23 protein-coding genes are annotated in these 22,890 nt (G+C 64.3%); all 23 read left to right on the plus strand.

The genetic code is table 11. The features are described 5' to 3' along the window. Position 1 precedes the first annotated feature (1 nt). The 23 genes from nuoE (at position 2) to IVA87_RS34115 (ending at position 22,888) form a co-directional block, all read left to right on the plus strand. On the plus strand, positions 2-613 hold the full coding sequence (nuoE, locus tag IVA87_RS34005) for an NADH-quinone oxidoreductase subunit NuoE (RefSeq protein WP_247277160.1): 612 nt from the start codon (positions 2-4) through the stop codon (positions 611-613). Next, complete coding sequence (locus IVA87_RS34010) at positions 613-819, plus strand: hypothetical protein (protein ID WP_247294689.1); 207 nt, start codon at positions 613-615, stop codon at positions 817-819. The genes nuoE and IVA87_RS34010 overlap by 1 nt, the downstream gene beginning before the upstream one ends. Positions 820-834: 15 nt before the next feature. After that, entirely contained in the window at positions 835-2,160 is a 1,326-nt protein-coding gene (gene nuoF / locus IVA87_RS34015) for an NADH-quinone oxidoreductase subunit NuoF (RefSeq protein WP_247294691.1), read from the plus strand. A gap of 4 nt (positions 2,161-2,164) precedes the next feature. Then, positions 2,165-2,416 (plus strand): hypothetical protein, encoded by a 252-nt coding sequence (locus IVA87_RS34020; protein ID WP_247337393.1) that lies wholly within the window; start codon positions 2,165-2,167, stop codon positions 2,414-2,416. Positions 2,417-2,430: 14 nt separating this feature from the next. Further along, a complete protein-coding gene (gene nuoG, locus IVA87_RS34025) occupies positions 2,431-4,506 on the plus strand; it encodes an NADH-quinone oxidoreductase subunit NuoG (RefSeq protein WP_247294695.1) in 2,076 nt (691 codons plus the stop codon). 10 nt (positions 4,507-4,516) lie between these two features. Further along, entirely contained in the window at positions 4,517-5,584 is a 1,068-nt protein-coding gene (gene nuoH, locus IVA87_RS34030) for an NADH-quinone oxidoreductase subunit NuoH (RefSeq protein WP_212289280.1), read from the plus strand. A 14-nt stretch (positions 5,585-5,598) separates the two neighbouring features. After that, positions 5,599-6,087: an NADH-quinone oxidoreductase subunit NuoI gene (gene nuoI / locus IVA87_RS34035; RefSeq protein ID WP_026202312.1), complete on the plus strand. Its 489-nt coding sequence runs from the start codon at positions 5,599-5,601 to the stop codon at positions 6,085-6,087. A 137-nt stretch (positions 6,088-6,224) separates the two neighbouring features. Next, positions 6,225-6,863, plus strand: coding sequence for an NADH-quinone oxidoreductase subunit J (locus IVA87_RS34040; protein WP_247294697.1), 639 nt, complete (start codon positions 6,225-6,227; stop codon positions 6,861-6,863). Next, a complete protein-coding gene (gene nuoK / locus IVA87_RS34045) occupies positions 6,860-7,168 on the plus strand; it encodes an NADH-quinone oxidoreductase subunit NuoK (RefSeq protein WP_008547737.1) in 309 nt (102 codons plus the stop codon). The genes IVA87_RS34040 and nuoK overlap by 4 nt, the downstream gene beginning before the upstream one ends. A gap of 8 nt (positions 7,169-7,176) precedes the next feature. Continuing rightward, the gene (gene nuoL / locus IVA87_RS34050; RefSeq protein ID WP_247294698.1) at positions 7,177-9,282 is read left to right on the plus strand and encodes an NADH-quinone oxidoreductase subunit L; all 2,106 of its coding nucleotides are present in this window, start codon (positions 7,177-7,179) and stop codon (positions 9,280-9,282) included. Further along, a complete protein-coding gene (locus IVA87_RS34055) occupies positions 9,283-10,791 on the plus strand; it encodes an NADH-quinone oxidoreductase subunit M (RefSeq protein ID WP_247294701.1) in 1,509 nt (502 codons plus the stop codon). It begins immediately after the preceding gene. Positions 10,792-10,813: 22 nt separating this feature from the next. Next, on the plus strand, positions 10,814-12,250 hold the full coding sequence (gene nuoN / locus IVA87_RS34060) for an NADH-quinone oxidoreductase subunit NuoN (protein WP_247337394.1): 1,437 nt from the start codon (positions 10,814-10,816) through the stop codon (positions 12,248-12,250). Position 12,251: 1 nt separating this feature from the next. Then, complete coding sequence (locus IVA87_RS34065) at positions 12,252-13,058, plus strand: biotin--[acetyl-CoA-carboxylase] ligase (protein WP_247294706.1); 807 nt, start codon at positions 12,252-12,254, stop codon at positions 13,056-13,058. After that, entirely contained in the window at positions 13,058-14,728 is a 1,671-nt protein-coding gene (locus IVA87_RS34070) for a ribonuclease J (RefSeq protein WP_247294708.1), read from the plus strand. The genes IVA87_RS34065 and IVA87_RS34070 overlap by 1 nt, the downstream gene beginning before the upstream one ends. A gap of 10 nt (positions 14,729-14,738) precedes the next feature. Continuing rightward, positions 14,739-15,143: a methylmalonyl-CoA epimerase gene (mce, locus tag IVA87_RS34075; protein ID WP_247294709.1), complete on the plus strand. Its 405-nt coding sequence runs from the start codon at positions 14,739-14,741 to the stop codon at positions 15,141-15,143. A 9-nt stretch (positions 15,144-15,152) separates the two neighbouring features. After that, positions 15,153-15,428, plus strand: a complete 276-nt coding sequence (locus IVA87_RS34080) for a DUF1467 family protein (protein ID WP_247337395.1) — start codon at positions 15,153-15,155, stop codon at positions 15,426-15,428. A 311-nt stretch (positions 15,429-15,739) separates the two neighbouring features. Continuing rightward, positions 15,740-16,012: a hypothetical protein gene (locus IVA87_RS34085; protein ID WP_247337397.1), complete on the plus strand. Its 273-nt coding sequence runs from the start codon at positions 15,740-15,742 to the stop codon at positions 16,010-16,012. Between the two features lie 35 nt (positions 16,013-16,047). Beyond that, complete coding sequence (mtnK, locus tag IVA87_RS34090) at positions 16,048-17,346, plus strand: S-methyl-5-thioribose kinase (protein ID WP_247294714.1); 1,299 nt, start codon at positions 16,048-16,050, stop codon at positions 17,344-17,346. Positions 17,347-17,495: 149 nt separating this feature from the next. After that, on the plus strand, positions 17,496-19,082 hold the full coding sequence (locus tag IVA87_RS34095) for an ABC transporter substrate-binding protein (RefSeq protein ID WP_247294839.1): 1,587 nt from the start codon (positions 17,496-17,498) through the stop codon (positions 19,080-19,082). Between the two features lie 60 nt (positions 19,083-19,142). After that, positions 19,143-20,078: an ABC transporter permease gene (locus IVA87_RS34100; protein WP_247294715.1), complete on the plus strand. Its 936-nt coding sequence runs from the start codon at positions 19,143-19,145 to the stop codon at positions 20,076-20,078. Further along, on the plus strand, positions 20,075-20,896 hold the full coding sequence (locus IVA87_RS34105) for an ABC transporter permease (protein ID WP_247294718.1): 822 nt from the start codon (positions 20,075-20,077) through the stop codon (positions 20,894-20,896). Before IVA87_RS34100 ends, IVA87_RS34105 begins: the two co-directional genes overlap by 4 nt. Then, positions 20,893-21,873 (plus strand): ABC transporter ATP-binding protein, encoded by a 981-nt coding sequence (locus tag IVA87_RS34110; RefSeq protein ID WP_247294720.1) that lies wholly within the window; start codon positions 20,893-20,895, stop codon positions 21,871-21,873. The genes IVA87_RS34105 and IVA87_RS34110 overlap by 4 nt, the downstream gene beginning before the upstream one ends. Further along, positions 21,866-22,888: an oligopeptide/dipeptide ABC transporter ATP-binding protein gene (locus tag IVA87_RS34115; RefSeq protein WP_247294722.1), complete on the plus strand. Its 1,023-nt coding sequence runs from the start codon at positions 21,866-21,868 to the stop codon at positions 22,886-22,888. Before IVA87_RS34110 ends, IVA87_RS34115 begins: the two co-directional genes overlap by 8 nt. The last annotated feature ends 2 nt before the right edge of the window (positions 22,889-22,890 follow it).

Below are 22,890 nucleotides of genomic sequence, written 5' to 3' on the forward strand. Positions count from 1 at the left end.
TATGTCCGTTCGCCGATTAGCACCGAAGGAAGTCCAGCCCGCGAGCTTTGCGTTCACGGCGGAGAACCTCGCATTCGCCAGGCAGCAGATCGCGAAATATCCGGCCGGACGCCAGGCCTCCGCTGTCATCGCCATCCTCTGGCGCGCGCAGGAGCAGAACGAGGGCTGGGTCTCGGAAGCCGCAATCCGCGTCATCGCCGACATGCTCGACATGCCCTATATCCGCGTGCTGGAAGTTGCGACCTTCTACACGATGTTCCAGCTCGCGCCGGTCGGCAAGAAGGCCCACGTCCAGGTTTGCGGCACCACGCCGTGCCGCCTGCGCGGTGCCGAGGATCTGATCCACGTCTGCGAGCACCGCATCCATCACGAGCCCTTCCATCTGTCCAAGGACGGCAATTTCAGCTGGGAAGAGGTGGAGTGCCTGGGGGCCTGCGTGAACGCGCCGATGGTGCTGATCGGCAAGGACACCTACGAGGACCTGACCAAGGAAAGCTTCGGCAAGGTGCTCGACGGTTTTGCTTCGGGCAATCCGCCCAAGCCGGGTCCGCAGAACGGCCGCCAGTTCTCGGCGCCGATCACCGGGCCGACCACGCTGAAGGAGGTCACCTGATGCGTGCTCTCTCGTCGCGTTCAGTGCAGGGGAGCGGTGCCGTGAAGAAGTGGGGCTTCATCGCCATGCATGCCGCCGTGGCGGCCGTGTTCATCTTCCTGCTGCAGCGTTTCGGCCTGAACGCATCGCTGGAATCCAGCCTGCTCTGGGCGCTGACGTTTGGCGTCTGCGCCGCCGGACTTGCCTACAAGCAGTCCAATCGTTGATCGGAAAGCACTGAAATGCTCGAGGACAAGGACCGCATCTTCAAGAACCTCTACGGCCTCCACGATTGGGGGCTCGAGGGCGCGCGGCGCCGCGGGGCCTGGGATGGCACCAAGGCCATCATCGACAAGGGCCGCGACTGGATCATCAACGAGATGAAGGCTTCGGGGCTCCGCGGCCGCGGCGGCGCCGGCTTTCCCACCGGCCTGAAATGGTCGTTCATGCCGAAGGAATCGACCGACGGCCGGCCGAGCTATCTCGTCGTCAATGCCGACGAATCCGAGCCCGGCACCTGCAAGGACCGCGAGATCATGCGGCATGATCCGCACCTGTTGGTCGAGGGCTGCCTGATCGCGAGCTTCGCGATGAATGCGCATGCCTGCTACATCTACGTCCGCGGCGAGTTCATCCGCGAGCGCGAACGCCTCCAGGCCGCGATCGACCAGGCCTATGAGGCCAAGCTGGTCGGCAAGGACAATGTCAACGGCTGGCCGTTCGACATCTATGTCGCGCACGGCGCCGGCGCCTATATCTGCGGCGAGGAGACCGCGCTGCTCGAAAGCCTGGAGGGCAAGAAGGGCCAGCCACGGCTGAAGCCGCCGTTCCCGGCCAATGTCGGTCTGTTCGGCTGCCCGACCACCGTCAACAACGTCGAGTCGATCGCCGTCGCGCCGGACATTCTGCGCCGTGGCGCGGCCTGGTTCGCCGGCATCGGCCGTCCGAACAATGTCGGCACCAAGCTCTTCTGCATCTCCGGCCATGTCGAGCGGCCCTGCAACGTCGAAGAGGCCATGGGCATTCCGTTCCGTGAGCTGATCGACAAGCATTGCGGCGGCATCCGTGGCGGCTGGGACAATCTCAAGGCCGTGATCCCCGGCGGCTCGTCGGTGCGCATGGTGCCGGCCGAGCAGATCATCGACACGCCGATGGATTTCGACAGCTTGAGCAAGCTGCGCTCGGGCCTCGGCACCGCGGCCGTGATCGTGATGGACAAGTCGACCGATTTGATCCGTGCGATCGCTCGCATCTCCTATTTCTACAAGCATGAGAGCTGCGGCCAGTGCACGCCGTGCCGCGAGGGCACGGGGTGGATGTGGCGCGTGCTGACCCGCATGGCCGAGGGCCGTGCGCATAAGCGCGAGATCGACATGCTGCTGGAGGTGACGAAGCAGGTCGAAGGCCACACGATCTGCGCGCTCGGCGATGCAGCGGCCTGGCCGATCCAGGGCCTGATCGCGCATTTCCGTCACGAGATCGAAGCGCGCATCGACCAGTATTCGCACAAGGCCGACATTGACGATATCGGCGTCCGCGATCCCGTGAACATGGTCGCGGCGGAGTAGGGCGATGACCGACCAGCCGGACAACATCGTGCTCGTTTATCTTCGTCGGATCGACGAAAAGCTCGATCGCGTGTCCGCGGATGTGAGCGATCTGAAGACCCGCGTCACCAACGTTGAAGAGAGAATGGGCCACATTGATCTGAGGCTGGCGCAGGTCGAGATCGCCATTACGGGCATCAACCGACGGATCGATCGTGTGGAAGAACGGCTGGACCGTATCGAGCGGCGTCTCGATCTGATCGATCAGCCGCACTGAGAAAGACTTAAGGTATGACCAAGCTCATCATCGACGGCAAAGAGATCGATGTCCCCGCCGAGTACACGCTGCTTCAGGCGTGTGAGGCGGCGGGCGCCGAGATTCCGCGCTTCTGCTATCACGAGCGGCTGTCGATCGCCGGCAATTGCCGGATGTGCCTCGTCGAAGTGAAGGGCGGCCCGAAGCCGGTCGCAAGCTGCGCCTGGGGCGTGCGCGACTGCCGTCCGGGCCCCAAGGGCGAGCCGCCGGAGATCTCCACGCGTTCGCCGATGGTGAAGAAGGCGCGCGAAGGCGTGATGGAATTCCTTCTCATCAACCATCCGCTCGATTGCCCGATCTGCGACCAGGGCGGCGAGTGCGACCTCCAGGACCAGGCGATGGGCTATGGTGTCGACACCAGCCGCTTCGCCGAGAACAAGCGCGCGGTCGAGGACAAATATCTCGGCGCGCTGGTCAAGACTTCGATGAACCGCTGCATCCAGTGCACGCGCTGCGTCCGCTTCTCGGCGGAAGTGGCCGGCGCCCCTGAGATGGGCGCGACCGGGCGCGGCGAGGACATGGAGATCACGACCTATCTCGAGCATGCGCTGACGTCGGAATTGCAGGGCAACCTCGTCGACATCTGTCCGGTCGGCGCCCTGACCTCCAAGCCTTATGCCTTTGCGGCGCGTCCCTGGGAGCTCGGCAAGACCCAGTCGATTGACGTGATGGACGGCCTGGGATCGGCGATCCGCGTCGACACCCGCGGCCGCGAGGTGATGCGTATCCTGCCGCGCATCAACGAGGCCGTGAACGAGGAGTGGATCTCCGACAAGACGCGCCACGTCGTCGACGGTTTGCGCACCCAGCGCCTCGACCGGCCCTATATCCGCGAAGCCGGCAAGCTGCGCGCGGCGAGCTGGCCCGAGGCCTTCGCCGCTATCGCCGCCAAGGCGGCGCGCACCGACGGCAAGCGCATCGGCGCGATCGCCGGCGACCTCGCCGGCGTCGAGGAGATGTTCGCGCTAAAGGATCTGCTCGCCAAGTACGCCTCGACCAATCTGGCGGTGCAGGGCGGCGATGCCTTCGATCCAGCGCTCGGCCGCGGCGCCTACATCTTCAACCCGACGCTGGCAGGCGTGGAGCAGGCCGACGCGCTGCTCATCATCGGCGCCAATCCGCGGAAAGAAGCGGCGGTGTTCAACGCCCGCATCCGCAAGCGCTGGCGCGCCGGCGGCTTCAAGGTCGGCCTGATCGGCCCCAAGGTTGACCTGACCTATCACTACGACCATCTGGGCGCCGGCACCGAGACGCTCAGTGAGCTGGCGGCCGGCAAGCACTCCTTCATGGAGGTGCTGAAGGACGCCAAGACGCCGATCATCCTGGTCGGCGCGAGCGCGGCCTCGCGTCACGATGGCGCCGCCATTCTCGCCGCGAGCGCCAAGCTCGCGCTCGACGTCGGCGCGGTGAAGGACGGCTGGAACGGCTTTGGCGTGCTGCACGAGACCGCCTCGCGCGTCGGTGCGCTCGACATCGGCTTCTCCGCCACGGCGGGCGGGCTCAACGCGGCGCAGATGACCACGTTCGGAACGCTTGACCTGCTGTTCCTGCTCGGCGCAGACGAGATCAAGGCGCCGGACGGCACCTTCGTCGTCTATATCGGCACCCATGGCGACCGCGGCGCGCATCGCGCCGACGTCATCCTGCCGGCCGCCGCCTACACCGAGAAGTCGGCGATCTATGTCAACACCGAAGGCCGGGTGCAGATGACTGGCCGCGCCGCGTTCCCGCCGGGCGAAGCCCGCGAGGACTGGGCGATCATTCGTGCGCTGTCGGAAGCGCTCGGCAAGAAGCTCGGCTATGACTCGCTCGCGCAGCTTCGCCAGGCTATCTTCAAGGCCGTGCCGCATCTGATCCGTCTCGACCAGATCGAGGCCGGCTCCGCCGACCAGATCAAGAAGCTGGCGGCGAAGGGCGGCTCGCCCGAGAAGGCGCCGTTCAAGCCGCTGGTCGAGGACTTCTACCTGACCAACCCAATCGCGCGTGCGTCCGCCGTGATGGCAGAATGTTCGCGCCTCGCCTCGGGGCAGATGCTGACCGCAGCGGAGTGAGCGTGATCTGATGGAATTCTTCGAAAGCGCATTCTGGACCGGTTTCCTCTGGCCATTGATCATCATGGTCGCGCAGAGCGTCCTGGTGCTCGTCGTCCTCTTGGTCGCGATCGCCTATATCCTGCTCGCCGACCGCAAGATTTGGGCGGCGGTGCAGATCCGGCGCGGCCCTAACGTGGTCGGACCCTGGGGCCTGCTGCAGTCCTTCGCGGACTTGCTCAAGTTTGTGCTGAAGGAGCCGATCATCCCTGCCGGCGCCAACAAGGGCGTATTCCTGCTGGCACCGCTGGTCTCCTGCGTGCTCGCGCTCGCCGCCTGGGCCGTGATCCCGACCAATCTCGGCTGGGTGATCTCCGACATCAATGTCGGCATCCTTTTCATCTTCGCGATCTCGTCGCTGTCGATCTACGGCATCATCATGGCCGGCTGGTCGTCGAACTCGAAATACCCGTTCCTGGCCGCGCTGCGCTCGGCGGCGCAGATGGTGTCGTACGAGGTCTCGATCGGCTTCGTCATCATTACGGTGCTGCTCTGCGCCGGCACGCTGAACCTGTCGGCCGTGGTCGAGGCCCAGCATGCGCGCGGGCTTGCCAGCCTGATCGGGCTGCCGCAGCTCACCATCCTGAACTGGTACGTCTGGCCGCTGTTCCCGATGTTTGTGGTGTTCTACGTCTCGGCGCTGGCAGAAACCAACCGTCCGCCCTTCGACCTCGTCGAAGCCGAATCCGAGCTCGTCGCGGGCTTCATGGTCGAATATGGCTCGACGCCGTACCTCTTGTTCATGCTCGGCGAGTATGTCGCGATCGTCACGATGTGCGCGATGGCGACGATCCTGTTCCTCGGAGGCTGGCTGCCGCCGGTCGACCTGCCGCCCTTCAACTGGGTGCCGGGGATCATCTGGTTCTCCCTGAAACTATTCTTCATGTTCTTCCTGTTCGCGATGGCCAAGGCGATCGTGCCGCGCTACCGCTACGATCAACTGATGCGTCTCGGCTGGAAGGTGTTCCTGCCGATCTCGCTGGCGATGGTGATCGTGGTGGCCGGCGTGCTGCATTTCGCCGGCATCGCGCCGAAGTGAGGGCCGTCATGGGTATCAACGTCAACGCCACTGCACGTTCGCTTCTGCTGTCGGAATTCGTCTCGGCGTTCTTCCTCGCCATGCGCTATTTCTTCCAGCCGAAGCCGACGCTGAACTATCCGTTCGAGAAGGGCCCGATCTCGCCGCGCTTCCGCGGCGAGCATGCGCTGCGCCGCTATCCGAACGGCGAAGAACGCTGCATCGCCTGCAAGCTGTGCGAAGCGGTCTGCCCGGCGCAGGCCATCACCATCGAGGCCGGCCCGCGCCGCAACGACGGCACCCGCCGCACCGTGCGCTACGACATCGACATGGTGAAGTGCATCTATTGTGGCCTCTGCCAGGAGGCCTGTCCGGTCGACGCCATCGTCGAAGGTCCGAACTTCGAGTTCGCGACCGAGACCCGCGAGGAGCTGTTCTATGACAAGGCCAAGCTGCTCGCCAATGGCGACCGCTGGGAACGCGAGATCGCGAAAGCGATCGAGCTCGACGCGCCGTACCGGTGAGATGAGAGCATGATCCTTCCCGCCATCCTCTCGTCATTCCGGGGCGCGCGAACCGCGAACCCGGAATCTCGCGCCACAACCTCCAGATTCCGGGCTCGCGGGCTTTGCCCACGCCCCGGAATGACGGGGACTGCCCGATGATCCTTCCCGCGCTGTTCTTCTATCTGTTCGCCGCCGTCTGCGTCGCGTCGGCGGTGATGGTGATTGTGTCGCGCAATCCCGTGCACTCCGTGCTGTACCTGATCCTGGCCTTCGTCAACGCCTCCGGCCTGTTCGTGCTGATGGGTGCCGAATTCCTGGCGATGATCCTGATCGTCGTCTATGTCGGCGCCGTCGCGGTGCTGTTCCTGTTCGTGATCATGATGCTCGACGTCGACTTCCTCGAGCTGCGCGAGGGCTTCATCGAGTACCTGCCCGTCGGCCTCGTGGTCGGCGGCATCTTCCTGTTCGAGCTGCTGCTCACCGTCGGCTTCTGGGTCATCAATCCGAGCGTCAGCAAGACGATCACGGCGGCGATCCCGGCCAATGTCAGCAACACCGAGGCGCTCGGTCTCGTGCTCTATACGAAGTACATCCACTACTTCCAGCTCTCGGGCATGGTGCTGCTGGTCGCCATGATCGGCGCCATCGTGCTGACGCTGCGTCACAAGGCGAGCGTGAAGCGGCAGGACATCAACGTTCAGAACGCGCGCACGCCGGAAATGGCGATGGCGATGCGCAAGGTGGCGCCGGGGCAGGGGCTTTCGGATGCCGACGCGGCGGAGTGGGTGAAATGACGATCGGGCTCGGACACTATCTGGCGGTCGGCGCGATCCTGTTCACGCTCGGGATTCTCGGCATCTTCCTGAACCGCAAGAACATCATCGTCATCCTGATGTCGATCGAGCTGATCCTGCTCTCGGTCAACATCAACCTCGTGGCGTTCTCGACCTTCCTCGGCGACATCGTCGGCCAGGTCTTCGCGCTTTTGGTGCTGACCGTCGCCGCCGCCGAAGCCGCGATCGGTCTCGCCATCCTGGTGGTCTATTTCCGCAACCGCGGCTCGATCGCGGTTGAGGACGTCAATCTGATGAAGGGCTGAGCTCTCAAATGGTTCAGGCAATCGTTTTCCTGCCTCTGCTGGGCGCCATTCTGGCCGGCCTGATCGCGCTCGTGGGCGCGCACGCCCGTAACCCCTCGGGCGACGAGGTCGAGCATCACGGCGACCACGGTAAGGGCGCGCACGCCCATGCGTCCGATACGATCCACGAGGATGCGTCCGTCATCCACGAGACCCATCACGAGCCCGGCGACGGACATGACGATCACGGCCACGGCCCGACTGAGCCGCCGGCGGCGGGTTCGCGCGGCGCCGAGCTGATCACGACCGCGCTCTTGTTTGTGTCGGCGGCCTTGTCCTGGATGACGCTGGTCGATGTCGGATTCATGCACCACGACGCGCGTATCCAGCTGCTGCCCTGGATATTCTCCGGCGACCTCCAGGTCTGGTGGACGCTGCGGGTCGACACGCTCACGGCCGTGATGCTGGTGGTGGTGACCACCGTGTCCTCGCTCGTGCACCTCTATTCCATCGGCTACATGGACGAGGACCCGAACCGGCCGCGCTTCTTCGGCTATCTCTCGCTGTTCACCTTCGCGATGCTGATGCTGGTGACCGCGGACAACCTCGTGCAGCTGTTCTTCGGCTGGGAAGGCGTGGGTCTGGCCAGCTATCTCCTGATCGGATTCTGGTACCAGAAGCCGTCGGCGAATGCGGCGGCGATCAAGGCCTTCTTGGTCAACCGCGTCGGCGATTTCGGCTTCGCGCTCGGCATCTTCGCGATCTTCATGCTGGTCGGCTCGACCGACTTCGAGACCATCTTCCATGCCGCGCCCGGCCTGACCGGCAAGACCATCGACTTCCTCGGCTGGCACGCCGACGCGCTGACCCTGACCTGCCTGCTGCTCTTCATGGGCGCGATGGGCAAGTCGGCGCAGTTCCTGCTGCACACCTGGTTGCCGGACGCGATGGAAGGTCCGACGCCGGTCTCCGCGCTGATCCACGCCGCGACCATGGTCACCGCGGGCGTGTTCATGGTGGCGCGGCTGTCGCCGCTGTTCGAGCTCGCCCCGAACGCTCAGGCCATCGTGATGTTCTTCGGCGCCACCACTGCGTTCTTCGCGGCGACCATCGGCCTCGTCCAGAACGACATCAAGCGCATCGTCGCCTATTCGACCTGTTCGCAGCTCGGCTACATGTTCGTGGCGATGGGAGCCGGCGCCTATTCGGTCGGCATGTTCCACCTGTTCACCCACGCCTTCTTCAAGGCGCTGCTGTTCTTGGGTTCCGGCTCGGTGATCTATGCGATGCACCACGAGCAGGATATCCGCAACATGGGCGGCCTCTGGCGCAAGATCCCTTACACCTACGCGGTGATGGTGGTCGGCACGCTGGCCCTGACCGGCTTCCCACTCACCGCCGGCTACTTCTCAAAGGACGCGATCATCGAGTCCGCCTACGCCGCGCACAACCCATTCGGAGTCTACGGCTTCCTGATGACGGTCGCCGCCGCGGGCCTGACCTCGTTCTACTCCTGGCGCTTGATCTTCAAGACCTTCCACGGCGAACCGCATGACGAGCATCATTACGAGGCCGCGCATGAGGCTCCGATCTGGATGCTGATCCCGATCGGCGTGCTCGCGGTCGGCTCATTCGTCGCCGGCTTGCCGTTCAAGGAGCTGTTCGCCGGCCACGGCATCGAGGAGTTCTTCCGCGAATCCGTGAAGATGAACCCGCACATCATCGAGGAGATGCACCACATCCCCGAGACCATCGCCTTCCTGCCGACGGTGATGATGGTGCTGGGCTTCCTGGTGTCGTACCTGTTCTATATCCGCCGGCCCTACCTGCCGGTCGAGCTCGCGAAGACGCAGCCGATGCTGTACCAGTTCCTGCTCAACAAATGGTACTTCGACGAGCTTTACGACATCATCTTCGTCCGTCCGGCGAAGTGGATTGGTTATCAGCTCTGGAAGAAGGGCGATGGCTTCATCATCGACGGCCTCGGTCCGGACGGCATCTCGGCGCGGGTCCTGGACGTCACCCGCAACGTCGTGAAGATCCAGACCGGCTATCTCTATCACTACGCATTCGCCATGCTGATCGGCGCCGCCAGCCTGATCACCTGGTTCATGTTCGGCTTTGGAGGCCAGTAAATGACGACCTGGCCCATCCTTTCGGTCACGACGTTCCTGCCGCTGGTCGGAGCGCTGATCGTCTATCTCAGCCGCGGCGATGACGAGGCGGCCAAGCGCAACTCGCGCTGGATTGCGCTCTGGACCACGCTGATCACCTTTGTGGTGTCGGTGATCCTGGTCATGCGCTTCGATCCCGCAAACCCCGACTTCCAGTTCGTCGAGAAGGCGAACTGGCTCGCCACCGGCATCACCTACCACATGGGTGTCGACGGCATTTCGCTGCCGCTCGTGATCCTGACCACCGCGATCATGCCGTTCTGCATCATTGCGAGCTGGAAGGCGGTCACGAACCGCGTCCGCGAATACATGATGGCGTTCCTGATCCTGGAAACCCTGATGATCGGCACCTTCTCGGCGCTCGATCTCGTGCTGTTCTATCTGTTCTTTGAAGGCGGCCTGATCCCGATGTTCCTGATCATCGGCGTCTGGGGCGGTCCGCGCCGGGTCTATGCGTCGTTCAAGTTCTTCCTCTACACGCTGCTCGGCTCGGTCTTGATGCTGCTCGCCATCATGGCGCTGTATTGGAACGGCGGCACCACTGACATCCCGACCCTGATGCACACCGCCGTGCCGCGCTCCTTGCAGACCTGGGCGTGGCTGGCCTTCTTCGCCTCGTTTGCGGTCAAGATGCCGATGTGGCCGGTGCACACCTGGCTGCCCGACGCGCACGTCGAGGCGCCGACCGCGGGCTCGGTCGTCCTTGCCGCGATCCTCCTGAAGATGGGCGGCTACGGCTTCCTGCGCTTCTCGCTGCCGATGTTCCCGCTGGCCTCGCATGACTTCGCGCCGTTGATCTTCACGCTCTCGGCCATCGCCATCATCTACACCTCGCTGGTGGCGTTGATGCAGGAGGACATGAAGAAGCTGATCGCATACTCGTCCGTGGCGCATATGGGCTTCGTCACTATGGGCATCTTCGCCGGCACCATGCAGGGCGTCGCCGGCGGCATGTTCCAGATGATCTCGCACGGCATCGTCTCCGGTGCGCTGTTCCTCTGCGTCGGCATCGTCTACGACCGCCTGCACACCCGCGAGATCGCGGCCTATGGCGGCCTCGTCAACCGGATGCCGCTCTACGCGATGACCTTCATGGTCTTCACCATGGCCAATGTCGGCCTGCCCGGCACGAGCGGCTTCGTCGGCGAGTTCATGACGCTGCTCGGCACCTTCAAGGTCTCGATCCCGACCGCGTTCTTCGCCACCTTCGGCGTGATTCTGTCGGCAGGTTACGCGCTGTGGCTCTACCGCAAGGTCGTGTTCGGGGCGCTGGTCAAGCCATCGCTGATGAGCATGAAAGATCTTACCTTGCGTGAATGCGTGACGCTGTTCCCGCTGATTGCGCTGACGATCCTGTTCGGTGTTTATCCGAAGCCGGTGCTCGACATCTCGGCCGCCTCGGTCCAGCAACTCGTCAACAATTACAACACCGCTGTGACGGCCGTGAAGGCCGCCGCACTGCTCCAGTGATCGGGCAGGTCAGGATATCGTCATGAGCTTTGAGACTGCAGGATATCAATTGGCGCCGCTGCTGCCCGAGCTCGTGCTCGCGGTCGGCGCGATGGCGCTCCTGATGCTGGGAGCCTATCGCGGGCAGGGGACGACCAGGACCGTCACCTCGCTGGCGGTGGTGCTGCTCATCGTGGTCGGCGCGCTCGTCTACATGCAGCCCGCGGGCAAGCAGGTCACCTTCGGCGGCAGCTTCATCGTCGACGATTTCGCCCGCTTCATGAAGATCCTGGCCTTGATCGGCTCGGCGGCGACACTGGTGCTCTCGACCGAGTTCCTGTCCGATCCGTCGCGGCGGATCTTCGAATATTCGATCCTGGTGCTGCTCTCGACGCTCGGCATGATGGTGCTGATCTCGGCCGGCGATCTGATCTCGCTCTATCTCGGCCTCGAATTGATGTCGCTGGCACTCTATGTCGTGGCGGCCTCGAACCGCGACAATGCCAAGTCGACCGAAGCTGGTCTGAAGTATTTCGTGCTCGGCGCGCTGTCGTCGGGAATGCTGCTCTACGGCGCCTCGCTGGTCTATGGCTTCACCGGCACGGTCAGCTTCACCGGCATCGCATCGGCCGCGACGGTCTCGAATGTCGGCCTCGTCTTTGGCCTGGTCTTCCTGCTCGCCGGCCTCTGCTTCAAGGTCTCGGCCGTGCCGTTCCACATGTGGACGCCGGACGTATATGAAGGCGCGCCAACGCCGGTTACCGCCTTCTTCGCCTCGGCGCCGAAGGTGGCCGCGCTTGCGGTCTTCACCCGCGTCACGCTGACCGCATTCCCCGGCATCGTCTCGCAGTGGCAGCAGATCCTGGTGTTCGTGGCGATCGCCTCGATGGCGCTCGGCTCCTTCGCCGCGATCGGCCAGAGCAACATCAAGCGCCTGATGGCGTACTCTTCGATCGGCCACATGGGCTTCGCGCTGGTCGGCCTCGCCTCCGGCACGGTCGAAGGTGCGCAAGGCGTGTTGATGTACATCGTGATCTATGTCGCGATGACGCTCGGCTCGTTTTCGATCATCCTTGCCATGCGGCGCAACGGCCAGGCCGTGGAGCAGATCAGCGATTTCGCAGGTCTGTCGCGAACCAATCCGCTGCTCGCCTTCATGTTCGCGATGCTGCTGTTCTCGCTCGCCGGCATCCCGCCGCTCGCCGGCTTCTTCGCCAAATGGTACGTTTTCGTCGCCGCCATCAAGGCGAACCTGTTCACGCTCGCGGTCATCGGCGTGCTGACCAGCGTCGTCGGCGCCTACTACTATCTCGCCATCGTCAAGACGATGTACTTTGACGAGCCGGCCGGCCAGGTCGATCCTGTCAGGATCGAGGTGCGAACGGTGCTGGCGGTCGCGGGCTTGTTCAACCTGCTGTTTGCGCTGTTCGCAGGCCCCGTGGTGAGCGTCGCCTCCGCCGCGGCAAAGTCGCTGTTCTAGGATGCGGTTCGCGCTCGGTCCTCGTGCACAATCGGCGGGCTACAAGCTCGCGGCCTTCGAACGGACCGGCTCGACCAATACCGACGCGATCGAGCACGCCCGCGCCGGCGAACGCGGCCCGATGTGGTTCGTCACGTCCGAGCAGACCGCCGGCCGCGGCCGGCGCCAGCGCGCTTGGATCGCGCCCCGGGGCAATCTCGCGGCCAGCATCCTCGAAGTCATGGACGTCGCCCCTGCCGTCGCCGCGACGCTCGGCTTCGCCGCGGGGCTCGCGGAGGAGGCGGCGCTCGAGAAGGTCAGCCTGGAGGCGGCGCTTCGCCTCGGCGAGGGTCGTCCCCGCTATGCCCTGAAATGGCCGAACGACGTGCTTGCCGGCGGCAAGAAGCTGGTCGGCATTGCGCTCGAGGCCGAGGCCATTGGCGATCGCCTTGCCGTGGTCGTCGGCATCGGAACCAATGTCGTCGCGGCGCCGGAGGGCACGCCGACGCCGGCGGTGTCGCTGGCCGCGCTCGGCGTCCAGATCAGCGCGGAGGAGCTGTTTGCTGCCCTGTCCGACGCCTGGGTCGAGTTCCGCGGGATCTGGGACAATGGCCGCGGCTTTGCCGAGATCCGCAGGCTCTGGCTGCAACGCGCAGCCGGTCTCGGCGAGAAGGTCGCAATCCACACGGGAGCGACGACGCTGGAAGGCATTTTTGACACTATCGATGACACAGGCTGCCTAATCGTCCGCACCGCGGAGGGGCGGCGGGTGCCGGTCGCAGCAGGCGAGGTGTTCTTCGGCCCGGCCGCCTCCGTGGGAGCTGTGTGATGGCGAGGCCTGACGAACTCGTGTTTGCGCCACTCGGCGGTGTCGGCGAGATCGGCATGAACCTGTCGATCTACGGCCTCGGCAACCGCCAACAGCGCGCCTGGCTCGCGGTCGATCTCGGCGTCTCCTTCGGCGACGAGGAGCACCTGCCGGGCATCGACCTGATCATGCCGGACATCTCTTTCCTGGAGAAGGAGCGCAAGAACCTGATGGGTCTGGTGCTGACCCACGCCCATGAGGACCATTTCGGCGCCATCATCGATCTCTGGCCGAAGCTGCAATGCCCGATCTACGCGACCAAATTCAGCGCGGCCTTGTTCGAGGCCAAATGCGCCGCCGAGCGCGGTGCTCCGAACATTCCGGTGACGGTGGTCCCGTCGGGGGGCCGCATCGATGTCGGCCCGTTCAACGTCGAGTTCATCCCGATGGCGCACTCGATTCCGGAAGCGCATGCGCTGGCGATCCACACCGAGGTCGGCATCGTGCTGCATACCGGGGACTGGAAGATCGACCCGACCCCGACGCTGGGGGCCCCGACCGACGAGAAGCGCCTGCGCGAGCTGGGCGAGGAGGGCGTGCTCGCCCTGATCGGCGATTCCACCAACGCCGTGCGCGACGGCCGCTCGCCGTCGGAGGCCGAGGTCGCCAGAACCATTATCGATCTGGTCAAGGCCGCCAAGGGCCGCGTTGCGGTGACGACGTTCGCCTCCAACGTCGCCCGCATCAAGGCCGTGGCTGAGGCTGCGAAAGCCGCCGACCGCGAGGTTGTCGTGGTCGGCCGCGCCATGGAGCGCGTGGTGCAGGTCGCGCGCGAGACCGGTTATCTCGACGGCGTGCAGAATTTCCGCTCACCCGACATTTACGGCCATCTTCCGCAGGACAAGGTGCTGGCGCTGTGCACCGGCAGCCAGGGTGAGCCGCGCGCGGCGCTAGCGCGCATCGCCAATGACGATCATCCCGAGATCACGCTCAACCGCGGCGACAGCGTCATCTTCTCCTCGCGCACCATTCCCGGCAACGAGAAGGCCGTCGGCTCGATCATCAACAATCTGGTGCTCCAGGGCGTCGAGATCATCACCGACCGCGACCATCTGGTCCATGTCTCCGGCCATCCCCGCCGCGACGAGTTGCGCGACCTGATCTCCTGGGTGAAGCCGCAGCTTCTGATCCCCGTCCATGGCGAGGCCCTGCACCTGCACGAGCACGCAAAGCTCGCGCGCGCCGCCGGCGTGCCGCGCGTGCTGGTCTGCCGCAACGGCGACCTCGTCAAGCTCGGGCCCGGCGATCCCGGCATTATCGGCGAGGTGCCGTCGGGCCGTCTCTACAAGGACGGCACGATTTTGGAGGACTCCAAGTCCCGCGCGGTGGTCGAGCGGCGGCGCATGGCCTTTTCCGGTTGCGCCTTCGTTGCTGTCGCCATGACGGAGCAGGGCGAGCTCGCCGATGATCCCGAGATCGATCTGGTCGGAATCCCCGAGAAGAACAGGGCGGGCGAGGCCTTCGACGACATCGTCTTCGACGCCGTGGTCTCTACCATCGAGGGCCTGCCGCGGCCGCGCCGCCGCGATCCTGACGCGCTGGCTGAATCGGTGCGACGCGCTGTCCGGGCCGTGATCAACGAACATTGGGGCAAGAAGCCCCCCTGTCTGGTACACGTGCTGACAGTTTGAGGAGGGGAAGATGCTGGGCCGGCTCAACCATGTGGCGATCGCGACCAAGGACGCCGTCAAGGCCGCCAAGATCTATGGCGCGGCGTTCGGGGCGCAGATCTCGGAAGCCGTCGCGCTGCCCGAGCATGGCGTCACCACCGTATTCGTGACGCTGCCCAACACCAAGATCGAGTTCATCGAGCCCTATGGCGAGGCCTCGCCGATCGCCAAATTCCTCGAGCGCAACGCCGACGGCGGCATTCATCATGTCTGCTACGAGGTCGTCGACATCATCGCCTCGCGCGACACCTTGGTGAAGGAGGGCGCGCGCGTGCTCGGCGACGGTGTGCCCAAGATCGGCGCCCACGGCAAGCCGGTGCTGTTCCTGCACCCCAAGGATTTTTCCGGCGCGCTGGTCGAGATCGAGCAGGCATAAGGCCGCCCTATGGCCATCCAGATATCGACCGCCATCGCGATCTACTTCGTCATCTGGTGGGTCGCGCTGTTCCTGACGCTGCCGTTCGGCGTGCGCAGCCAGCATGAGGACGGCGTCAGTGCGCCCGGCACCGATCCCGGCGCGCCGGTCCTGACGCGGATGGGACGCAAGCTGATCTGGACCACGATCATCTCGGCGATCATCTATGCGCTAGGCATGATGGCGTATCATGCCGGCTATCTGTCGATCGAGCGCCTGTCGAAGATGATGGGAATGCCGTTCTAGCTATCTCTCAACCGAGCGGGACTACCGCGTCCTGTGAGCGGTTTCCGTGCGGCCCATTCTTCGAGACGCCCGCCGTTGGCGGGCCCTCAGGATGAGGACAGAGTGCGCGGCAGCAGTTCCAACGAGCGCCGATGTCCGTTAGCTTCATCCCGAGGAGACCGCGAAGCGGTCGTCTCGAAGGGGAGACGTGCGCGCTCGTCTTGCCTAAAAATTTTGTGCTTTTTTATTGGGGTCAAAAGGACTTTTCAGCGGGTCGTTATTGCGCTTCTGGTGCTGATCGTCGCCGGTCTCGGTGCCGTCGGCTATGTCGAATGGAAGATGCGGTGCAGGTGCGCACCCTGAAGGCGTTCGTCGAGGGCTACGTCTTCAACGAAGCCGTGATGGCTTGCGAGCAGGCCAAGAGCTCGACGCCGTTCAAATGGAACGGCGGCAAGAGCACTTCGGTGATCGGCCTGAACTCGGTCAAGCTCGACAAATACACCGTCAGCGCCAGCTACACCCTGGTGGCGGATAGCGTCTATTGTGATTACGATCCGATCAAAAGAAAGGCCGAGATCGGCTCGAGCTTCCTGGAGCGGGAGTAACGATCCGGCCATGCCAAACATGGGATGGGATCGTCATGGTCGAGGCGCAGGCGGGGGATTACCGGATTCTGCATGAGGCGGCGTTGCGGGATTATCTCGCAGGCCTGCCGGAGCTTAGGGCACTGCTCGGCGGCGAGCCGCCATCCTGGGCGATCACCGAGGTCGGCGACGGCAATCTCAACCTCGTCTTTATCGTCAAGGGCAACCGCGGCGGCATCGCCGTGAAGCAGGCGCTGCCCTATGTTCGGCTCGTCGGCGAGAGCTGGCCGCTGCCGCTGTCGCGGGCTCATTACGAATACCTGGCGCTGTCGAAGCAGGCCCAGCTCGCGCCCGGCCTCGTGCCGGCGCTGCTGCATCACAACGAGGCGCTGGCGCTCACGATGATGGAGCTGCTCGAGCCCCACATCATCATGCGCAAGGGGTTGGTCGCGGCAACGCAATATCCGCGCTTTGTCGACGACATCACCACCTTCATGGCGAGGACCTTGTTCTTCACCTCCGACCTTGCGCTCTCCGCGGCCGAGAAGAAGCAGGGCATCGCCGCCTTCGCCGGCAATCATGCGCTGTGCAAGATCACCGAGGACCTGATCTTCACCGATCCCTACCGCATCGCTGAGCAGAACCGCTGGACCGCGCCGTATCTCGACGGCCTGGCGGCAAGCCTCCGCGATGACATGGACCTGCATGTGGCGATCTCCCGCCTCAAGCTGAAGTTCATGGCAAGCCCCGAGGCGCTGATTCACGGCGACCTCCACACCGGCTCGATCATGGTGACGGAGAGCGAGACGCGTGTGATCGACCCCGAATTCGCGTTCTACGGCCCGATCGGGTTCGACGTCGGGGCCGTGCTCGCCAACCTCCTGATGGCCTATTTCGCCTCCGCCGGCCACGAGCGCTCGCCGGGCGAGCGCGCCGCATTCGAGGCCTGGGTGCTGGAGACGGTCGAGCAGGTCTGGCGCGAGTTCGCCCGCAAATTCCTCGACCTCTGGCGCGCCGGAGCCGGAGGCGATGCCTATCCCGTCTCGCTCTTTGCCGGCGAGCAGGGCGCCGCACGGCTAGAAGCCGAGCGGCAGGCCTACATGCAGCGCCTGTTCGCCGACGCGGTCGGCTTCGCAGCCGCAAAAATCATCCGCCGCATCTTCGGGCTCGCCCACAACATCGATTTCGAGCTGATCGCGGACCCGCGCACGCGGGCGATCAGCGAAGCCCGCGCCGTACGGCTGGCGCGGGCGATGATGGTGGAGGCGGGGGCGTTTGCAGCTATCGGCGACGTCACCAGTGCAGCGCGGAAACTGCGCGACTGGCAGCCGGAGTTCGCCGTCGGCCAGGCGTGACGAATTTGGACCCGGTCGGCGATCCGGCTTCACCTCTCCCACGGGAGAGGTGAAGCCCGCATAGGTCATTCCTTCAAGGCGCTTGCATTCGACATGCTGTGAATGGTCAACTCGCCGATCAGAGCACGCCTACATTCGGGGGACACATGATGTTCAGGACAATGGCGATCGTTGCTGGCTTGGGACTGGCGCTTGCCGCCACGGCGGAGGCCCAGACACCGCGCAAGGGCGGAACCATCCGCATGACCGCGCCCTATGGCTCGAGTTTCACTAGCCTGGACATTCACACGACGCAGCGCGCCCAGGACGAGATCTACGCCAAGGCTCTGCACCGGTCGCTCTACATCTGGAATTCCACGGAAGGCAAGCCGGTTCTGGAGCTTGCCAAGGAGCATGTGGTCTCCGGCGGAGGCCTCGTTCACACCTTCAAGCTGCGGGACGACGCGTATTTCCACAATGGCCGCAAGATGACGGCTGACGACGTCATCTGGTCCTACAATCGGATCATGGACGGCACCAAGGCCTATCCCGGCGCGCGCTTCGTGCGTGTGATCGAGGGCGCGGCCGCGGTCGAGAAGGGAGAGGCCAAAGAGATCTCCGGCCTGAAGAAGATCGACGACTTCACCCTCGAAATGAAGCTGACCGAGAAGGTCGATCCGGGCTTTTACTTCTTTAACGCGCTGACCTCGATCTATCCCGCCGACGAGGGCGCCAAGGAAAGCTTCATCCAGAAGCCGATCGGTCTTGGACCCTTCAAGTTCGTCGAGCACGTGCCGGGATCGCGCATCGTCCTGGAGCGGTGGGACCGGTTCTACAAGCCCGGCAAGCCCTATGCCGACAAGCTCATCGTGTCGATCATGGGCGAGGCCGCGGCCCGCGATGTCGCTTTCCGCAACAAGGAGATCGACACGTCCGTGCTCGGGCCCGCGCAATATGTCGCCTATCAGGCCGACCCTGGCCTCAAGGGCACCATCGTCGAAGTCGCCGAGGTCTTCACCCGTCACATGGGAATGAATCCGACCTTCAAGCCGTTCGCCGACAAGCGCGTCCGGCAGGCGATCAACCACGCGATTGATACCGACCTGATCATCAACAAGCTGGTCAAGGGCAAGGCCTATCGCGCCACGAGCTGGCTGCCTCTGACCTCGCCGCTCTACGACAAGGCGATGAAGCCCTATGCCTTCGATCCCGCGAAGGCAAAGCAGTTGCTTGCGGACGCCGGCTATCCCACCGGCTTTGAGTTCGAATGGACGACCAGTCAAAACGAAAGCTGGGGTCTGCCGATCGTCGAGGCCATCATCCCGATGCTGGACCGCGTCGGCGTCAAGGTGAAGGTCAAGCAGGTCGAGACCGCGGTGCTGGCGGAGGTGATCCGCAAGGGCGACTTCCAGGCCTATGTCTATTCCATGGCGACAGGCCCGGATCCCCAGGCGGCGCTGAAATGCTTCTACTCGTCGACGCCGCAATCAGCGTGCAATTACACGTCCTTCAAAAACGCGGATTTCGACAAGCTGATCGACGAGGCCGGACAGGCCGACGACGATGCAAAACGCGACCAATTGCTCCGGAAGGCCAATGCCCTGCTCTATGAAGAGGCTCCGGTCTGGTTCTTCAACTACAACAAGGCGGTCATGGCGGTGCAGCCGTGGCTGAAGGGGATTCAGCTGAATGCGACGGAACTGACCCATCAAAACGTCGAGGACCTCTGGGTGGACGAGACATCGCCCGCCAAGTGACCCGCGCTCTCACCCTTCCTCGATCGCAGGAAGCGACGGAGGGAGGGAGGAACAGTTGCAATGCTCGCCTTCCTGATCCGTCGAATCCTGCAAACCGTTCCGACCGTGCTGGCCGTGGTGCTGGTGGTCTTCGTCCTGTTCAGCGTGGTGCCTGGCAGCATCGTATCGAGCATGAGCGATGACGGCCGCGGTGCAGCCGACCCGCAGGTCGTGGAGCGCATGAAGAAGCAGCTCGGCCTCGACGATCCCGTCTACATGCGCTTTGGCGCCTACATCGGCAAGCTTGCGACAGGTGATCTGGGGACGTCGTTCCGGACCCGCGAGCCGATCACGACCATGATCGCAAAACGGATGTGGCCGACGGTGCAATTGATATTCGCAGCCTTGACGTTTGCGATCGCGATCGGCGTTCCGCTCGGCTTTGTCGCAGCCTTGCGACCAGGCGGCATCGTCGACACGGTCTCCATGGTCGTCGCGGTGTCGGGCCTTTCAATGGCCAAATTCTGGCTCGGGCTGCTGTTGATGTACCTGTTCGCCTTGAAGCTTGGCTGGCTGCCGAGCTTCGGCTATGGCGACGGCAGCCTCAAATATCTGATCCTGCCGGCCGTGACGCTCGGCGTCTCGCCGATGGCGCTGCTGGCCCGGACGACGCGCGCCGCGGTGCTCGAGATCATGACCGCCGATTTTGTCCGCACCGCGCGCTCCAAGGGCATGAGCGAGACGCGTGTCGTGAAGTGGCACGTGATGCGCAACGCTCTCGTCCTGATTCTCACGACAATGGGCCTGCAATTCGGCGCGTTGATGGGGCAAGCCGTCGTCGTCGAGAAATTGTTCTCATGGCCGGGCATCGGCTCGCTGCTGGTCGACAGTGTCCTCCAACGCGATATTCCGGCCGTCCAGGGCTCAATTCTCGTGGTGGTGCTGTTCTTTCTCGCGCTCAATTTGCTGATCGACGTGCTCTACGGCGTGATCGATCCCAGGATCAGATACGCATGAAGCTCCGCGCCAATCTCGTCATCGGCGGCGCGTTGTTCGCGCTTGCGATCCTGGTCGGCCTGCTCGCGCCATGGCTGGCGCACACCGATCCCGTCATGGACGCCAACCTCATGAATGCAGAGGAGGCGCCGAGCTGGACCTGGTGGTTCGGCACCGACGGGCAGGGCCGCGACATCTACTCCCGCGTCGTGTATGGCGCGCGCGTCTCGCTGACGGTCGGCATCGTCTCCCAGCTCATCAACAGCGTCATCGGCGTGGCACTGGGCCTCAGCGCCGGCTATTGGGGCGGCTGGTGGGACGATGTCGTCAACGCCCTGACCAACCTCATGCTCGCGATCCCGTCGCTGATCTTCGCGCTGGCAATCATGGCGGTGCTTGGACCCGGCCTGACCAGCCTGCTCATCGCGCTCGGCTTGACCAACTGGTCCTTCTCCTGCCGGATCGCACGGGCCTCGGCGCTGTCGCTGAGGAGCCAGGGCTATGTGCAGGCCGCAACCGTGCTCGGCTACGGCGATATGCGCATCATGATCACGCAGCTGCTGCCCAACATGCTCGGACCGATTGTCGTCATCGGCACGCTCGGCATGGGCAGTGCGGTCCTGTCCGAAGCCGCATTGTCGTTCCTCGGCCTCGGCGTGCGTCCGCCGTTTCCGAGCTGGGGCAGCATGTTGTCGGAAGCCCGCGACCAGATCACGACGGCGCCGTGGCTCTCGGTTTTCCCGGGCCTTGCCATCTTCCTGACGGTGCTCGGCCTCAATTTGCTTGGCGACGGCCTGCGCGACATTCTCGATCCGCAGTCGCGGAGCCGGCGCACATGACGGGCTCGCCGCTGATCGAAGTCGAGGATCTGCGCATCGATCTCAACGACGGATCCCGCAAGGTCCCCGCAGTCGAGGGCGTTTCGTTCCGCATCGATCGTGGCGAGACCTTCGGTCTTGTCGGTGAATCCGGCTGCGGCAAGAGCATCACGGCGCTTGCTCTGATCGGCCTGCTGCGGCCGCCATTGTCGATCGGGGGCGGCGTCATCCGCTTCGAGGGGCGGGAGATCCAGCACCTTTCCGCCGCCAAACAGCGGGCGCTGCGCGGCAACCGCATCGCCATGATCTTCCAGGAGCCGATGACGGCCCTGAACCCGGTCTCGCCTGTGGGCCGACAGATCGCCGAGATGTTCGTGCTGCACAAGGGCAAGAGCTGGCGGGAAGCCAATCAGCTGGCGGTGGATGCACTGGCGAGCGTCCGCGTCCCCGCGCCCGAGCGGCGCGTGAAGGATTACCCGCACCAGCTCTCGGGCGGCATGCGGCAACGCGTGATGATCGCCATCGCGCTGGCCTGCGGTCCTGATCTCCTGATTGCAGACGAGCCGACCACCGCGCTCGACGTGACCGTGCAGGCGGAGATCATCGAGCTGATGCGCAATCTATGCGCCGAGCGGGGGACGGCCATCCTGATGATCAGCCACGATCTCGGCCTGGTCGCCAATGTCTGCCGCCGCGTTGCCGTCATGTATGCCGGCCGCATCGTCGAGGAGCGCGGCTCGGCGGATATTTTCCGCTCGCCCTCGCACCCCTATACGCAAGGCCTCGTCGCCTCGCTGCCCCGGCTCGGCAGTCGCGCTGCGCTTGGCCGGACCAGGCTCAAGGAGATCGCGGGCGTCGTTCCCGCGATCACAAGCTTCCCGGACGGATGCCGGTTCAATCCGCGCTGCGCGCAGGCGACCGATATTTGCCGAACCACTGCGCCGGGGACGGATTTGCTGGGCGCCGGCGGTCTGGTGAGGTGTCACCATCATGCATGAGCCACAGGGGAGGCCGGACGACGATCTCATTCTCAGCGTCGAGGATCTCGCAGTCCATTTTCCGCTGCGGGGCGGCTTGCTAGGCCGCGAAAGACGGCTGCTCCGTGCCGTCGACGGTGTCGATCTCAGCTTGAGGCGCGGCGAATGCCTCGGCCTCGTCGGCGAGTCCGGCTCGGGCAAATCGACGATTGCGCTCTCGATCCTCGGTCTCCTGACACCGACGCGCGGCCGCATCGTGCTGGACGGGCAGGTCGTCACGAACAGGCAGTCCGCGGACCGCAAGGCGCTGGCTCGCATCGTGCAGATCGTGTTCCAGGATCCCTACGCCTCGCTCAATCCGCGCCAGACCGTTCGCCGCACGCTCGAAGATCCCTTGCGCGTCCATGGCGTGACCGCGAAAAGCGAGATCGAGGATCGCGTCGCGACGATGCTGCGGCATGTGGGACTGCGGCCCGAACAGGCTGACCGCTACCCGCATGAATTCTCGGGCGGCCAACGTCAGCGCATCGGCATTGCGCGGGCGCTGATCCTCAATCCCAGGATTGTCATCTGCGACGAACCGGTCTCGGCGCTCGATGTCTCAATCCGCGCCCAGATCATCAATCTCTTGCTGGAATTGAAGGAGACACTCGGTCTGTCCTACATCATGATCAGCCATGACCTCGGCGTCGTCGAGCACATGAGCGACCGCGTCGCCGTGATGTATCTCGGCCGCATCGTCGAGAATGGCCACTGGCGCGAGATTTTTGAACGGCCGGCGCATCCCTATACGCAGGCCCTGATCGCCGCCATCCCCGATCCCTTGCGCCACGCCCCGCTGGCGACCACGGGCGGTGACCTGCCCAATCCGCTCAATCCCCCGGACGGATGCGCGTTCAGCCCGCGCTGTCGTTACGCCGAAGCGGTGTGCCGGAGCGAGCCGGGGCCGGCGCTGGAGACGCGGCCGGACGGGCACGCGGTGAGGTGCTGGCGAGCTGACGAGATCGCCTATCAGACGTCATTGGCCGCGACGTAGCA

The sequence above is a fragment of the Bradyrhizobium sp. 147 genome, assembly GCF_023073935.1.
Taxonomy (GTDB): domain Bacteria; phylum Pseudomonadota; class Alphaproteobacteria; order Rhizobiales; family Xanthobacteraceae; genus Bradyrhizobium.